This is a genomic window from Pseudoalteromonas sp. M8 (assembly GCF_018141365.1).
Taxonomy (GTDB): domain Bacteria; phylum Pseudomonadota; class Gammaproteobacteria; order Enterobacterales; family Alteromonadaceae; genus Pseudoalteromonas.
In genome coordinates this window covers 506,584-522,175 of record NZ_CP047240.1, presented here as the reverse complement: position 1 = coordinate 522,175, position 15,592 = coordinate 506,584, and the positions used below count along the sequence as shown (strand labels likewise).

General features: G+C 43.8%; 18 protein-coding genes. 7 read left to right on the top strand and 11 right to left on the bottom strand.

The window, feature by feature from the left end:
• Positions 1-24 precede the first annotated feature (24 nt).
• The 5 genes from GSF13_RS07445 to GSF13_RS07425 form a co-directional block, all read right to left on the bottom strand.
• The gene (locus tag GSF13_RS07445) at positions 25-444 is read right to left on the bottom strand and encodes a group 1 truncated hemoglobin (protein WP_211867671.1); all 420 of its coding nucleotides are present in this window, start codon (positions 442-444) and stop codon (positions 25-27) included.
• On the bottom strand, positions 445-1,272 hold the full coding sequence (locus tag GSF13_RS07440; RefSeq protein ID WP_211867669.1) for a DUF3034 family protein: 828 nt from the start codon (positions 1,270-1,272) through the stop codon (positions 445-447).
• Entirely contained in the window at positions 1,259-3,595 is a 2,337-nt protein-coding gene (locus GSF13_RS07435; RefSeq protein ID WP_010605855.1) for an EAL domain-containing protein, read from the bottom strand. The genes GSF13_RS07440 and GSF13_RS07435 overlap by 14 nt, the downstream gene beginning before the upstream one ends.
• Complete coding sequence (locus GSF13_RS07430) at positions 3,592-4,224, bottom strand: methylamine utilization protein (RefSeq protein ID WP_211867667.1); 633 nt, start codon at positions 4,222-4,224, stop codon at positions 3,592-3,594. Before GSF13_RS07430 ends, GSF13_RS07435 begins: the two co-directional genes overlap by 4 nt.
• 116 nt (positions 4,225-4,340) lie before the next feature.
• Complete coding sequence (locus GSF13_RS07425) at positions 4,341-5,441, bottom strand: phosphoribosylaminoimidazolesuccinocarboxamide synthase (RefSeq protein WP_130127049.1); 1,101 nt, start codon at positions 5,439-5,441, stop codon at positions 4,341-4,343.
• Positions 5,442-5,629: 188 nt separating this feature from the next.
• Between GSF13_RS07425 and GSF13_RS07420 the strand changes: the two genes are divergently transcribed.
• Genes GSF13_RS07420 through GSF13_RS07410 form a run of 3 tightly spaced genes read left to right on the top strand, consistent with a single transcriptional unit; the run spans position 5,630 to position 8,218 of the window.
• Positions 5,630-6,322: an ABC transporter ATP-binding protein gene (locus tag GSF13_RS07420; RefSeq protein ID WP_130127050.1), complete on the top strand. Its 693-nt coding sequence runs from the start codon at positions 5,630-5,632 to the stop codon at positions 6,320-6,322.
• Positions 6,316-7,701, top strand: a complete 1,386-nt coding sequence (locus GSF13_RS07415) for an ABC transporter permease (protein WP_211867665.1) — start codon at positions 6,316-6,318, stop codon at positions 7,699-7,701. Before GSF13_RS07420 ends, GSF13_RS07415 begins: the two co-directional genes overlap by 7 nt.
• Positions 7,702-7,711: 10 nt before the next feature.
• Positions 7,712-8,218 (top strand): DUF3299 domain-containing protein, encoded by a 507-nt coding sequence (locus tag GSF13_RS07410; RefSeq protein WP_010605860.1) that lies wholly within the window; start codon positions 7,712-7,714, stop codon positions 8,216-8,218.
• Positions 8,219-8,317: 99 nt separating this feature from the next.
• Here GSF13_RS07410 and GSF13_RS07405 read toward each other — a convergent pair whose 3' ends face one another.
• The gene (locus GSF13_RS07405) at positions 8,318-8,551 is read right to left on the bottom strand and encodes a hypothetical protein (RefSeq protein ID WP_010374281.1); all 234 of its coding nucleotides are present in this window, start codon (positions 8,549-8,551) and stop codon (positions 8,318-8,320) included.
• A gap of 254 nt (positions 8,552-8,805) precedes the next feature.
• Here GSF13_RS07405 and GSF13_RS07400 point away from each other — a divergent pair, with 254 nt between their 5' ends.
• The 4 genes from GSF13_RS07400 to GSF13_RS07385 all read left to right on the top strand — a co-directional run bounded on the left by GSF13_RS07400 (position 8,806) and on the right by GSF13_RS07385 (position 10,578).
• Positions 8,806-9,123, top strand: a complete 318-nt coding sequence (locus tag GSF13_RS07400) for a helix-turn-helix transcriptional regulator (RefSeq protein ID WP_010374283.1) — start codon at positions 8,806-8,808, stop codon at positions 9,121-9,123.
• Positions 9,124-9,168: 45 nt separating this feature from the next.
• Complete coding sequence (locus GSF13_RS07395; protein ID WP_167310199.1) at positions 9,169-9,342, top strand: hypothetical protein; 174 nt, start codon at positions 9,169-9,171, stop codon at positions 9,340-9,342.
• A gap of 283 nt (positions 9,343-9,625) precedes the next feature.
• Positions 9,626-10,309, top strand: a complete 684-nt coding sequence (locus tag GSF13_RS07390; protein ID WP_174170473.1) for a hypothetical protein — start codon at positions 9,626-9,628, stop codon at positions 10,307-10,309.
• A 44-nt stretch (positions 10,310-10,353) separates the two neighbouring features.
• Entirely contained in the window at positions 10,354-10,578 is a 225-nt protein-coding gene (locus GSF13_RS07385; protein ID WP_010605864.1) for a hypothetical protein, read from the top strand.
• A 71-nt stretch (positions 10,579-10,649) separates the two neighbouring features.
• Here the strand turns inward: GSF13_RS07385 and GSF13_RS07380 are convergent, their stop codons facing one another.
• The 5 genes from GSF13_RS07380 to gmk form a co-directional block, all read right to left on the bottom strand.
• The gene (locus tag GSF13_RS07380; protein ID WP_102056036.1) at positions 10,650-11,240 is read right to left on the bottom strand and encodes a biliverdin-producing heme oxygenase; all 591 of its coding nucleotides are present in this window, start codon (positions 11,238-11,240) and stop codon (positions 10,650-10,652) included.
• Between the two features lie 120 nt (positions 11,241-11,360).
• Complete coding sequence (locus tag GSF13_RS07375) at positions 11,361-11,753, bottom strand: RidA family protein (RefSeq protein WP_010374286.1); 393 nt, start codon at positions 11,751-11,753, stop codon at positions 11,361-11,363.
• A gap of 10 nt (positions 11,754-11,763) precedes the next feature.
• Complete coding sequence (gene spoT / locus GSF13_RS07370; RefSeq protein WP_010605866.1) at positions 11,764-13,866, bottom strand: bifunctional GTP diphosphokinase/guanosine-3',5'-bis pyrophosphate 3'-pyrophosphohydrolase; 2,103 nt, start codon at positions 13,864-13,866, stop codon at positions 11,764-11,766.
• A 248-nt stretch (positions 13,867-14,114) separates the two neighbouring features.
• Complete coding sequence (gene rpoZ / locus GSF13_RS07365; RefSeq protein ID WP_010374289.1) at positions 14,115-14,390, bottom strand: DNA-directed RNA polymerase subunit omega; 276 nt, start codon at positions 14,388-14,390, stop codon at positions 14,115-14,117.
• Positions 14,391-14,492: 102 nt separating this feature from the next.
• Positions 14,493-15,116 carry a guanylate kinase gene (gene gmk, locus GSF13_RS07360; protein ID WP_010605867.1) on the bottom strand — a complete coding sequence of 208 codons (624 nt, stop codon included), beginning with the start codon at positions 15,114-15,116 and terminating at the stop codon, positions 14,493-14,495.
• Positions 15,117-15,592: the final 476 nt, after the last annotated feature.

Sequence of the window (15,592 nt, the reverse complement as noted above, 5' to 3'; positions counted from 1 at the left end):
AAAGTTAAAAATTGTAGCTGTTGATTATAATTTGATTATCTCACTTCGCATCGGTGCTAGGCGGGCCAGAACTTGATTTTGTAGAGAGTGAGCAATCCCAACCTCATTCATTGCGTTGATCAAGAGATCAACCACTCGATTAAAGTCAGACTCACTAATAGCCATGCCGGTGTGGATCTGCACCATGCTATCACCTTCATAATCACAAGGGCCATCTAAGGTATCGCACAAATGAGTGATAAACCCTTCACGAAAGTGCCTAACATTGGACTCTCTAAAATACGGTAAAATAACGTCATCATTGCCAATCTGTTTAATAAACGCGTCTACTAGCTTTTCTGCGCCGGCGTTACCCCCTATTTGCTCATACAGGGTGGTTTGTGGAGTTGAAGCACTACACGCCACGAGGAAAAGCAAGACTGCCGTTAGTGATAGCCATTTCATTTAAAAGTACCCCGTAACAGATAGATACCAACCCGTTTGAGAAGGTTGCCCTGCGATTTTTCCAAGGTCTAGCCATGCCGCCGTAACACTTACTGACTTATTCGGGATCCAAGCGACAAATACATCTTTCCAATCTGATTCACCAAGTCCAAGGTTATTGGATTTTTGGCGGTATTCTGCACCGACAGCCCAATGCCTAGATAAAAACACTGCGCTGCTGGCTTCTAGTTGCCAAGGCACACTATCGTTAGCTCCACCGTAACCCAGAATGCCAAGTTGATTAGCTCTAGAGTGCCTCATCGTAATATTCCAGAACCAGTTATAACCGCCTACAGCACCCAAATGCAGTTTGCTTGCAGCTAAGTAATAATCCGTTCCTGAGTCTTCTTCAGCGCCAAGTAAATTGGCAACCGTTGCATCATCCAAGGACTTATGCTGAATACCAAAGCTCAATTGTGGATATTTACTGTAGACGATATCGCCATATAGCCGCACCTTAGCACCGACAATATCTTGCTCGATATCAAGATTAAGCGCATCCACATCGAAGTTTTGTCGAGCGAAACTTAACTCTACGCGATTGAATAAGTTGGCTTGAACGCCACACACATCGAGCTGGTAGTCTTTCAAGCTAGCTCGGCTACAAAACCCGCTCGCCGACCATTCATCTTCCGAAGCATATCCGGCAAGCTGCGCCCATGGCACAATACCGCCACCGGCACTTCCCTCAACCTGTGACACCCCGGGAGTCGCTAGTAACTTTCCTGTTGCGGCGTAAGTTGGTCCGCATACTATTAAGCATGCGGCAAAAACATTAGCCCACTTCATTATATCTCCCCAGCCACAGGTCAAAGTCTGCGGCTTTGAGTGGCTTACTTAGATAGTAACCTTGTGCATAATCACACTGCATTGACTCAAGTAGCTCAAGCGATGCTTTGTCTTCAACGCCTTCCGCGACCACGCTAAAACCAAGTTGGTGACCAAGCGTGATGGTTGAGCGCACAATAAACTGATCTTTTTCCGATTGGGCGAGCTTTAAAATAAATACCTTGTCGAGTTTCAGCTCATCAATAGGTAACATTTTTAATCGACCAAGGGAGGTTTGACCCACACCATAATCATCAAGCGAGACCTGCACGCCAAGCTGTTTGAGCGCTTGGAGAACCGCAATGCCTTTTTCCTCATTCTCAATCATGTCTCGCTCAGTAAGCTCTATGGTGATCAACTCAGGTTTGACGTTATATGTGTCTAGTAGCGTCTTAAGATGAGACAAGAAGTTTTTATCTGCAATGTCTTGTGCCGATACATTAATAGCCGCCTTGATGCGTTCACCTTGGCGTACCCAATTAGCAACTTGTGACACCACGGTTTTTACTACCCACTGAGTTAACTCAACAATTAAACCTGATTGCTCGGCAAGATCGATAAATAGTTCAGGCGACACCCATTCGCCATTTTTACGTTGCCAACGAATAAGAGACTCAACCTTATCAATACGATTGGTTTTCATATTTAGCTTTGGTTGGTAGGTCATAAAAAGCTGACCATCGTCGTTGGCAATAGCGTGTTTTAGTTCATCAATAATTTGCAGGCGCTCTAGGTGGGCTTCATCTTCACCAGATTGGTAGTAGTAAACATCATGACCATCGTGCGCTGCAGTATCAACTGCTATCAAAGCCCGGCGAACAACATCCTCGGGAGTATGCGCTTGTTTGGGGTAATGCACTACGCCGATACTAAAGTGAAGCGAAATATCTAACCCCTGCACAGTGTAGGGCTTGCTCAGACCTTGATTTAGCATCTCAGCGCATTCAACAATACCGAGCACAGCACTTTGCGGATCGGCACACGCACTCGCTTGATGTGCAACTAAGAACTCATCGCCGCCAAGCCTCACATTCAATCCGCCTTCTGCTGTATTGATCTCCGCTATCCGTTTCGCCACGGCCTTAATACAATCATCCCCTACCCGAGGGCCGAGCTTGTCATTAATATGGCGTAATCCCTTTATGTCTATGGCAATAAAGTAATACTCTGCACCACTGCTGAGCATACTATGTAGTTTATCCAAAGCCGCATTACGATTAAAAAACCCAGTTAAATGGTCATGACTGGCTTGAAAACGGATCTGCTCTTCACGCTGTTGAATGTCTTCGCCCATATCATTAAAAGCGTCAACAAGCTGGCAAATTTCTTGGGTCGGTCGAGCCTCTTCCAGTTTGGCTGAGTAATCCCCTTTAGCAAAGCGTTTTGCCAACTCAGTAAGCTTACTAAGCGGTGTCGTAAGATTCTTGGCAACAATACCACTGGTGATAAAACCAATAAGGATAGTACCGAGGGAGAGTAAAATAATGGTCAACACCATTTTATCGAATTCTTGATACTGAGTAGTTAAATCCGCACTGAGTACCAAACTCACCGGGTTACTTTCAAGAGAAGGTAAGCTCACCTCAGCACTTTCATATACCGGATACTGGCTAAGCCACCGTGTCGTTTTTTGCGCCGCTAAGAAAGTAAATAAATCACCACCGAGTGCAAGAGCAGTCAGCGAGCTTGCTTTTAGGTTATCAGCGGCACCAACAAAGCTTGTTTCCATTCCTGTCAGCTCTTTGAGTTCTAGCGCCACAGCAGATCCAACCTCAAAGCCAATAATTGAGTATGCAATCGTCCTAGGTGCTCGCACAGGCAAAATAATCACTTGATACAACTGCTCACTAAGCACCACAAAAGCTGAGTGGTCGGTGTGGCTTTGCAACGCTTGCATCCAAGTTCTGGTGTCGCTCGGGAAGTCGAGTCCTTCTCTGTTAGCGGAGATCAGATCGCCTTTCACATCCAGCAGCAGCATTAAGTCGGCATCAATACGGCGAGAGTGATTAAGCAACACACTACTGATGGTTTGTGCGTCTCTTGTCGCGACCGCCTGTTTAAAGCCAAAGTCAGCGGTCAGTACAGTCGCCGCGGTAACCAATAGCTGCTCTCGCGCTTTTAAATATTGTTGATAAACATTTTGTGCCACTTGAATTTTTCTTTGCACTTGCGCTTCATTGAATTTACTTGTGGACCACCAAAAACTTGCCAAGCTCATCCCCGCCGTGACAAGGATAAGCAAAATACAGAGACTAATTATTTTATTTTTAAAGCTGTTATTCATTCATGTTGTCCAAAGCGCTCGCCAAAGGTATTACGCGGCGCTGGATAAGTTGTTTTTATTGTTACGGACATCGGCTCCATAGTGTTCACTATTTGCACGGTTTGCCGACTATCTATGTCATTATCTTGATAAGGATGCCATACCGTTACTTGTTTCGTAGAATTCGGCAAAGTTACTAATCCATTCGCATCAGATACCAATACTTGCTTGTCATCTGCAATGTAAATATAGCCCACCATAGAGTCGTGAATGTTACAACCTAACACCACTACACCAGCGTTTTCAAACTTAAGCGGCTGATTTGGCGTGCCAGCGTATAGCTTTAGCTCAAAAGGTTTTACCGCAGAAAACGAATAAACGTGATGACGGATATCATCGCTATTGGGAAAATTAACCAATTGTCCTTTTTGAATAGTGAGGATGAAAGGAACAAACTGTTTATTGATTTGATCCATAACCGCCACTGCTTTTGCTGCTGACTCAACAGGCTCATCCGTCAATTCAACAACGGCATGCTGCAAGGGCTTGCCGCTGCCATCTAGCACTGTTAATTGCCCGGCATTTGCGCAGTTTGAATCTAAAAAGAATAAAAAACAAAAACTTAGTAGGAGTAGAACAGACGTTCGCATATCTGACTCTATTTTTTGCAACAATTAGGTTAAGTAAAAGAGACCTTGCAATGAAAAGCAAGTGAATTGAGGAAATTGCCCTAATAAACTTGTCTATCAGGGCAATTGAAAAAGAATTAATCTATTAAACCGTACTGCTTATCAAGAATATCAATAACTTCTTGGCGAGGATCAGCAGGGATCGTTAGTTCACGGCCAACGATTTTACTTGCGATCCCAACGTAAGTTTCGCTTACTGACATCATCACAGCTTCTGGCAAAAGATAATCGCGAGCAAGCGCTTCTCGCTCAGGCATGCGGTCTTTATTCAGCAGCACATCGCTATCTGGTACGTTGTTTATCAATAGCTGGCGGAAACCTTCTTTTGAGTTTTCAACGATCTTACCATCACGATAAGCAGGGCCATCCCAAATACGTGACGAGTCAGGCGTACCCACTTCATCAATGTAAATTAGGCGCTCTTGGCCGTCTTTATCTTCAACGTAACCAAACTCAAATTTAGTATCAACAAAGATCTGATCAAGCTTCTCAAGCTCTTTACTGATCAGGGCAAAGCCTTCGGTTAGCAACTGCTCGTACTTATCCACATCTGCCGCAGATTTAAAGTTGAACGCAGCAAGGTTATCTTCGATGTTTTTACGAGAGATGTTTACGTCATCCACTTCTGGTACGTCTGCTAAACCTTTGATGATCCCTTTGGTTGATGGTGTGATTAAGACATTATCTAGTTTTTGATTGGCCTCTAAACCTGCTGGTAATTGCAAGCCACAAAACTCCCTTACGCCCTTTGCGTAATCGCGCCACATGCTGCCGGTAATATATTGACGCGCAATCGCTTCAACTCTTACCGTACTGGCTTTGCGCACAATCCAAACATAAGGATGTGGAATATCAACAATGTGATTACCTGCAAGGCCAGCTTTATCAAAAAGTGAAAACCAATGTGAAGCAACGCTGTTAAGCGCAATGCCCTTACCCGGTACACCGTTAAGACCATTTTCACCTTGCCAAATACAATCAAACGCTGAAATACGGTCTGAAATGACCATAATTGCCAGCTCTGTACCAACCGGGACTTGATAGCCTTTTTCTTCAATTAAACGTGCACTGTCGGCGTCGGTTAACCAATAAACTGAACGTACTTTACCACTGTGAACCGCACCTTTAGTGCGAATTGGAAGATCGTCATTAACGTCTAAAACTTTGTAGCTACTCATTGTTACTCCAATGACAGGATGCGCCTTGCTAAAGGGCACAAAATAATGAGGGGGTTAGGGTCGCTATAATAGTCGAGCTGAACAAAAATCACAATTTAACTTACACGCTTGTTGTTGAGCTTAACTTAGTTTTGCTTTAGTCATTATTGTTATACCATCACAACATTATTTGCCAGCGTTGAGGCGTTATGCTTACGATATCTCAATTACAGTTTACATGGCCTAAGTCGAGCACCCCGGTGCTAACCATACCTAAGCTACATATCGCCCGGGGTGAACACGTGTTTTTACATGGTCCAAGCGGCAGCGGTAAATCGACTTTGCTTGGATTGATTGCCGGCACCTTGGATTGCCAGCAGGGAGAAATTGAAATTGCAGGTACAAACGCGAGCGCACTGAGCCGTGGCCAACGAGATAAGTTTAGAGCCGACCATATAGGTACTATTTTTCAGAACTTTAATTTATTGCCCTATTTGTCGCCAGTTGAAAACGTTACCCTTGGCTGCGAATTTTCCAAAAAGCGCAGGCAAAACATTTCCTCACAGAATAAATCGCTTGAGCAGGAAGCCAAACTTCTGCTCTCTGATCTTGGTATAGACGAGCACACTCAGCAGCGCAGTGTCGCGGAGTTAAGTATTGGCCAGCAGCAGCGCGTAGCCGCCGCTCGCGCATTTATTGGCAGGCCCGAAATCATTATTGCCGATGAGCCAACCTCAGCCCTCGATGCCGACAGCCGTGATGGATTTATTAAATTACTCTTTAGCCAAGCCGCAGTTTACAGTGCATCTATTCTCTTTGTCAGTCACGATAAAAGCTTAGCGCCGTTATTTGATAGGCAAGTAAGCTTGCCTGATTTACAACAAGGAGCACCGCTATGCTAATCAAACTTGCGTGGAAAAGTACGCTAAACCGAAAAGCCAGCGTTGCCCTAACTCTAGTGACCATTGCAATTAGTGTCATGTTACTGCTGTCGGTTGAGCGTGTACGTCAAGACGCAAAATCCAGCTTTGCGAACACTATTTCTGGCACTGACTTGATTGTCGGCGCACGTACTGGTGATATTCAGCTTTTGCTTTCAAGCGTATTTAGAATTGGTCATGCCAATAACGCCGTACAATGGCAAAGTTACGAGTACATCAAGGCACAACGCGGTGTTGCTTGGAGCATTCCCATTAGTTTAGGCGATAGCCACAAAGGCTTTGCTGTGCTGGGCACTGATACAAGTTACTTCAGTCATTATCAATACGCTAAAAAACAACACCTCACCTTTGCCGCTGGTCGACCATTTCACAATAGCCAAGAAGTGGTGCTTGGGGCTATGGTCGCAAAAAAGCTGGGTTATCAACTGGGACAAAAAATCGTCATTTCTCATGGCATGGGCAATACCAGTTTCCATCATCATGATGACAATCCGCTGGTTATTTCTGGCATTTTGGCAGCCACAGGAACGCCCGTAGATAAAACATTACATGTGCCGTTAAGTGCCATTGAGAGCATGCATAGCTCAGGCCACAGCAAGCCATCTCGAATGGTTGCACGAAAACAAGATGCAACGCACCACGAGCATGAGCATGAGCATGAGCATGAGCATGAGCATGAGCATGAGCATGAGCATGAGCATGAGCATGAGCATGAGCATGACAGTAAAAACAATAGCGCTCTACTTCACAACCTCGACTCCAAACCCGGTGATTTAATTGGCTCGACAAAGCAAATCACTGCATTTTTACTTGGTTTTGAGTCACCACTTTATACCCTACAAGTGCGCAGAAATATTAATCAATATAAAGGTGAGCCTTTACTGGCAATTATGCCGGGGGTGACATTGAGGGAATTGTGGGAAATGCTAGATATTGTCGAAAAAATCCTGCTGCTTATCACCCTCGCGGTGGTGTTGATAAGCTTGCTTGGCATGCTAACCTCATTGCTCGCCACGCTGAATCAAAGGCGCCGAGAACTTGCTATTCTACGCTCCGTTGGTGCGCGGCCTTGGCATATTTTTACGCTTCTCATTAGCGAAGCTATTTTTATCACCGTGTTAGGATGTGCTTTCGGTGTAGCGCTTTTTTATGCCTTGCTCATTGCTGCCCAATCCAGCCTACAAAGTCAATTTGGCGTAGTCCTAAGTATCTCAGCGCTCTCAACCTATGAACTCACGCTACTAAGCGTTATTATAGGTGCAGGTACTTTGATCGGCGCCATTCCTGCCGCCCGTGCTTATTTTTACTCGCTTGCCGATGGCATGCAAATTAAAACCTAAGAGGATCAAGATGCAGTTAACCGCACGAACTCACGTTTTTTACTTCATTGCATTCATCACTGCGATGGTATTCAGTGGTATTGCAAATGCGGCACCACCTAAAGAGATATTCTGGGAAGATTTAATTCCAAAAGGGCATGTCCAGATCAGCAATCAAGACGCAGCAAGCCATGATGGCGCCGAGCAAAATTGGGTGCAACCTGACTTAGACGCCCCAGTCGTCAAAGAGTTAGATGGTCAACTAGTCAGCTTACCCGGCTTTGTTGTACCACTTGAAGGTGACAGTGAAGTGATCACCGAATTTTTGTTGGTTCCCTACTTTGGCGCTTGTATTCACGTGCCGCCTCCGCCGCCAAATCAAATCGTTCATGTCAAAATCAAAGGCGGTGTTCCGATTGAAAGCCTATATGATGCAATCACAGTCAGTGGCACGATTAAGGTTTCTACTTGGAAGGGCGACATCGCGCAAACAGGTTATATGATGGAAGCCAAAGGCGTCGCGCCATTTGAGCTCTAAAAGTCATATAAATCACTAAAAAAGAGTGCCAATACTTAATTGAGCTAGATTGGCACTCTTACCACTGCAAAACATACAATTTTATTTCTTTTATTTACCCTACTCAGTGGCAGGAACACTGGCATACACCAGTTCAATGAGATTATTCATGGTTCGCGACTTTTGCATATACGCCTTTTCCATATACGCCAGCTCCTGAAGCTCAAATAAAGTACTCTCTACAAGAGAAAACCACTTAGTGGTCGTCTCAGCTATCTCAACCTCTCCGCGACTCGATTTTTTAAGTGCTTCATAGAGAATATTTAAGTCGTTATATTGACGTAGATAATCCATATCACCCTCAGTCAGTTGTTACCCTTGTTTCATTTCACACTACAGTAACAAAAGCGTCGCTAAAAAATCTTGTCGAACCAACTTTTCTATTAAAATGATGAAAATAAAGTGAAAAGTATAAGTGTATTTCTGAGCGCCACTTTCAGATCTTACTAATTAAATTTCCTCTTGCAGAAACATTTTTATTGATTACAATTACAAATTAACAAAGATTACACATAAAAATAACTTGGGTGGCACTGAGCAGACTCCCCATGCAAGAAAGGACTAAATTGGTGGGCAATCCCTATTTTAAATATAACGGTGACGACCTTAGAAGAATGCGCCTTGCTGCCCAAAAAACCACGCAGCAAATGGCTGACCTTGTGGGTATTAGCCGCCAAACCTACGAAAACTATGAAAATGGTGTAAGCCGTATACCTTGGGATCACTTTCAGGTTTGGTGTAGGTACTGTGATATTGACCTTTCTCCCATTATTAAGCAGTTTCAAGCGCTACGGAGCTTAATTAGTGATACCCAATTAAGACGCAAAAGCCCGACCTCTCCTGATGCAAAGAAAATGGAAGAGTAAGTAATCATGTTATCAGCTGGTTTAAGTAGTAAAAGGATTAAAAGAATGAAATTTGGAATGCAAAAAAAACTTAGTAAGGCAATAAAAATCAAAAAGTTACCAATGTATAGTTTAAAGTCCATTAAAGGTGGCAGCCTAGGAGTGGTTAAACATGACCCTCGAACTTCCTCTATGGCTTCTCATGGCGGAACAGTAGTAGATCCAAAACTAGGCACATAAGCTACTTCAGCTTTACAAAATATTCTCAATAGGTGAGTTTCAGAGTACAGTATTAACGATTTTAACCACTGCAAAAACTAAAAGGAATACTGCCATGATACTTTTGAACCACTTTAAGACCCATAAAAGCCTTATTTCCACAAAAAATAAAATAAACAGTATACAACTTATTGGCACTAAAAGCGCGAGTCAGGTTAGAGGTGGCAGCACAGGAAAACAGGTGGATGATCCCAAACTGAACCAACCGAACTCCGATGACGGTGCTAATTAAAGGGAATAAATAGTGAATAAAACGTATTATTTTGCAATTGTTTTTGCTCTGCTTTGGTGCTTTTTAGCATTCGTACATCATTCTTTCGGGCGCTTCGTTGACATACCTATTTTACTTTTAATTTTATCGTTTACGTTCCTAGCCAGAGAACAGTTAAATATTCAACATATTAGTACCTGTATTCTACTGGTTATGCTCATAGAGCTGGCAGGCTTTGAGCTGATATTAGCTAAACTACTAGTTGATGAAAAACCTTTCTATCAAAATCTAGCAATTTATTTACTACAGTTAATGTGCGACCTATGTCTATTCTTTTATTTTAAAAATAGAGTTCGCTTATCCTTATATTATGTTGAACGACGCAACCCTGCTCAGCGTGAATATATCTACATGACACATGCGGATATCTTATTGGTGGGTGTTTTCTTCCTATTTATACTCGTAGATATAGCTGCTTTTTCCGAGAACATAATTCGTAACTTAGAGTATTTGGGTATTGAAGAAAGCTTTGCAAAACAATTCTGGCATTGGGGTTTTGTATTCAATAGTTATCCATACCTAAAATCTGTATTGCTTTCACTCGTCATAACCACTCTATTGGCTACTATCTATGTTGAACGTTTTCGTCCTGCGCCAATTAAAGAAAGTGAAGAAGACTCAACGCTTAAAAAATCCGAGCCACAGCATAGGTCATAGTGACCTATGCTGCTTTTACCCTAAATCAATTGAAGGAATAAACGATGGATTTAAAACTGAACAAAAAGCAATTGAAGTCATTAGCAGGTAGTAAGCTAATTTTGGATAACAACAAGACCCGTGAGATTGGTGGTGGTTGTTCCTACTATTGTAGTCGCGACTTAAACTGTGACACCGATGGCCCAACGATGGCCTGCCCATCTAAGGAGTTAGCGTGTGTTCCTGAGCCAAATACATTACATTGTGATTGCCCAACCAATATGTGCTAGTCACTAACCTGTCGCGACACTATGTCGCGACAACAACCCTGTTATTCTCCGTTCAACTTATACCAATTGTATTAAGTATAGACCTCTGCTTGATACTGCTGAAAACGCATAAAGGCCTGACGAGCGCCGGTGATCAATGCATCTTCTTGCGTACTAGTTAACTCAACCGTATCGATAAATTGAATTAAGTGACGCCACGCACTGCCGCGCCCGGAACCTGGGCCTGCTAAGTAACGCGCACCATACTCACCTGTGACAGGCAAACGCGCCTGCACTTGACGCCCAAGCATCGCGGCCCCAACCTTAGAGCCTTCAACGACATAAAGCGCTCCCAAAGCAGTCGCAAACTCGGTTGAAGTTGTGATAAACGGCGACAAAGACGGCACAGGTAATGTGTGCTGTAAGTCAGCAAAGTCCTGCTCCAACAACCCAAGCCGTCGGCGCGATTTGAGATCGTCAATATGCATAGAGAGTTCACGGTGATCATATAATGCAGCGACATCTTTAAGAAACAGGTACTGAAGAGTCAAAAACTGGAGATAACGCTCAATGCTGGCGAACGGGTCTTTTGCCATAATGCTGCTATCTATACTGTCATGAAGATCAGCAGTACTTGCTTTTAATTTCAATGCACGGCTAGTAAGTGCGCTGGCTGCGGTCATGGGACTTCCTGTAATGTAAAGCGAGGGGAAAATGAGTGGACTGTGTTGGCTTTATGAAAAGCCGCTCCAGCGATTGACACTGGAGCGAAGAAATATATCTAACTATTAGTTAACCTGAGGTTAGTTAGTTGAAGGCAACTCCATAATGCCATCAATCTCAACTTGTGCGCCTTTTGGTAGTTCTTTTACACCAATTGCAGCACGAGCTGGGTATGGCTTTCTAAAATACTGAGCCATGATCTCGTTGACCGTTGCAAAGTTACTCAGATCAGTTAGGAAGATATTAACCTTAACCATATCTTGTAACTCGCCACCAGCCTCTTCACATACTGCGATAAGGTTTTTGAACACTTGGTGCGTTTGCTCTGCAAAATCTTCAGAAATAAATTCCATCGTCTCTGGTACCAATGGAATTTGGCCAGATAAATAGACAGCAGTACCAACTTTTACCGCTTGGTTGTATGTGCCAATTGCAGCTGGCGCTTTATCTGTTGAAATAATAGCTTTGTTCATTAATGTTCCTTTATTTTTTACGATACACGCGTTGTACATCTGGCATCACTCGAATTCGGCGCATAATATCAGCAACATGAATTCGGTTTTTCACGGTAATACCTAAATCAATCACGTATAAATTACTTTCTTTTTCGTCCGTTGCGATTTCGACAATGTTAGCTTGAGTCGTCGCAACCACATTGGTTAATTTAGCCAACGCACCTTGGTGGTTAATAATTTCCACACGCAGCGCTGCTATATATTCTTTCTCTGGGTTGTCTTCCCACTTCACGACGAAGTACTTCGAACGCTCGTTGCGCCAACCCTTAATATTTTTACATTCTTGGCGGTGAACCATTAGGCCTTTACCTTGGCTCATATATGCTGTGATAGCGTCACCCGGCACAGGACGACAACATTTAGCATAGGTTACCAACATGCCTTCTGTTCCGATTATCGCGGCTTTAGCACGTTTAGCAATATCTTCTACCGCATTATCATCTTGCAGTAAACGCTTCGCTATCAATACACTCATGATATTGCCACAGCCAATCTCAACCAGCAGCTCCAACAAGGTATTGAGGTTATGCTCTTCAAGTACGTTGTCGATTTGCTCTTGAGCAATATCATCTAGCTTATACTCACCCAGTGCCGAGTCGAGTAAACGGCGGCCTAGTTGGATCGCTTCTTCTTCTTGTTGGCTCTTGAGATAATTGCGGATCCCAAGGCGTGCTTTACCCGTTACCACAAAATTCAGCCAAGTAGCGTTAGGGTGTGCACCTGAGCTAGTAATAACCTCGACCGTTTGGCCGGTATCGAGCGCTTTACTCAAAGGATAAGGCTTACGGTTTACACGAGCACCTACACAGGTATTACCCACATCGGTATGCACGGCATAGGCAAAGTCAACTGCCGTCGCCCCCATTGGTAACTCGACAATACGTCCATCTGGCGTAAAGACGTAAATTTCTTCTGGGAATAATTCGGTTTTAACGTTTTCCACAAATTCAAAAGACGAGCCTGCGCTTTGCTGTAGCTCAAGCAAGCTTTGCATCCACTGACGCGCACGCTGCTGCGCGGTATGGCCGGCATTATCACCTGACTTTTTATACATCCAGTGCGCTGCTACCCCTTTATCCGCCATATGATCCATATCATGAGTACGAATTTGGATTTCTACCGGAATACCGTGCGGGCCGACCAGCGACGTATGAAGCGACTGGTAACCGTTGGTTTTCGGTACGGCAATATAGTCTTTAAAACGAGTTTCAATTGGCTTATATAAATTATGTGCAACGCCTAGCACACGGTAGCAAGTATCTAGGTTGTCGACATTGATCCTAAAGGCGTAAATGTCCATTACCTCGTTAAACATCAACTCTTTATTTAGCATCTTGCGGTAAATACTGTATAAGTGCTTTTCACGGCCTTTTACTGAGCCTTGAATACCCGCTTCTTCCAATCTAGATTCAATCTCAGACTGAATATTGCTGATCACTTCTTTACGATTACCACGTGCTTTGGCGACTTCTGAACGTAACGCACGATAGCGCATTGGATATAACGCCTGAAACCCGAGATCTTCTAACTCATTTTTAATATCATGAATACCAAGGCGGTTTGCAATTGGTGCATAAATCTCTAATGTTTCGCGGGCAATTCGACGACGCTTGTCAGGACGCAAAGCACCTAGCGTTCGCATATTGTGCGTTCTGTCTGCAAGTTTAATAAGGATGACACGAATATCCTGCGTCATCGCCATGATCATCTTACGATAGTTTTCGGCTTGGAACTCTTTTTTATCTTTGAAGCTCAGTTTATCGAGCTTTGACACCCCTTCCACCAACTCAGCGACCGTATCGCCAAAGATCTCCGCTAAGTCGTCTTGGCTAAAGTCAGTATCTTCAATAACATCGTGCATAAGCGCAGCCATGAGTGTTTCATGATCAAGCCTCATGCTCGCAAGGATCTGGGTTACTTCTACTGGGTGAGTGATATAGGGCTCACCGCTAGAGCGCGTCTGTCCCTCGTGTGCCTCACGGGCCACGACATAGGCTTTTTGCACCAAATCGACGTCTTCTGGTGACAAATATTCTGAGATTTTCTTTTTGAGGCCTTCAAACAGATACATTCACACTCCAATGTTTCAGAGAAGCTATACTCGGCGAGTATAAAACGGGTTACAAGCTAGTTACTTAAGAATATACGATGAAACACCAGCAATGCCAATGAACAATTTATGCTACTTGTTAGGAAGTTAAAGGCGTTACGCGTTGTGTAATGTGCTGGCGATTTATACCAATTTGCTTAATTTCAATTGCTATAAAACAATAATGCCAGCAAAAAAGCTGGCATTATTGAATCTAGACAGTGGTTGGATTAGCGATTGCCACCAACGATTGCAGCTACTGCAGCAAGCTCTGCAGCTTCTTGATGCTGCTGCTCTTCACGGTCGATAATATCAAGCGAGTCAGTGGTGACAAAACCTTGCTCAATTTCACGTAGCGCGATTACGGTTGGCTTGTCGTTTTCAGCATCAACCATAGGATCTTTACCGCCTACAGAAATTTGGCGAGCGCGACGCGCTGCTACTAAAATCAAGTCAAAGCGGTTACCAATTTTATCTACTGCATCTTCTACAGTTACGCGAGCCATCGAAGCACTCCAAATTCAGTTCATTATGCAAAAGGCTAGTTTACTGTATGTCTAGCCTTTCGCCAAGTATTGATGGTTAAAAAACCTCAGGTTTAAAAGTAATTATTTTAGCAAGTCAGCGATAAGCGCTTGATGACGGATAGACTGTGCTTGTTGCTCAAGTCTTGCGGCAATCACAATATGTTCAAGCTCACCGCGTGTTTGCTCAAAGTCATCATTGACAAGAATATAGTCAAACTCGTTGTAGTGTGAGCTTTCTGATTTCGCTTCAGCCATGCGACCTGCGATTACTTCTTGAGAGTCTTGACCACGACCATTTAAGCGCTTTTCTAGCTCCGCAGTTGAAGGAGGTAAAATAAAGATGGTCTTTACTTCAGGCATCAACTCACGCACCTGACGCGCACCCTGCCAGTCGATATCTAAAAACACATCAATACCAGCGGCAAGCTGATCTTCTATCGCTTGTTTTGAAGTGCCGTAGTAATTTTCGAATACTTGCGCCCACTCAAAGAAATCGCCTTTATCGATCAGCTGCTTAAATTCATCAACCGAGACAAAATGGTAATGTACGCCGTTTTCTTCGCCTGGACGAGGAGCACGCGTAGTGTGAGACACCGACACTTTAATATCGTCGTGCTTTTCCAATAACGCTTTGATTAAACTTGATTTACCCGCACCAGAAGGCGCAGAAAGGATAAACAGATTACCGCGTGTAGGTGATGTCATAGTCATTCTCAACAATAAGTACCGGCCGAGTAATATTGGTTTACTCAAGTCTGCCGCAGAGCTAAAAGCGGGCATTATACCGAGTAACGTATAAGAATACACTAGGGATGAGAATAAGGAAAAGTCGAGGAATAAATTCAGCGTTGTGAGTAACCCAGAAACCTATCACTGTGCTAAATTTATTCCTCTAAAACAGAATGTTATTTTGCTGTGTAAAGCAGCGCCTACCAAGGTGTCCACCCAGTAGGAGCGAGTTCACCTCGCGATCTTTTAACTGCTCGCCGCGTGAAGCGGCTCCTACCAGAGTATTCACCCAGTAGGAACGAGTTCACCTTGCGATCTTTTCACTGCTCGCCGCGTAAAGCATCTCCTACCAAGGTATTCACCCAGTAGGAGCGAGTTCACCTCGCGATCTTTTCACTGCTCGCCGCGTAAAGCATCTCCTAACAAAATATTCACCCAGTAGGAGCGAGTTC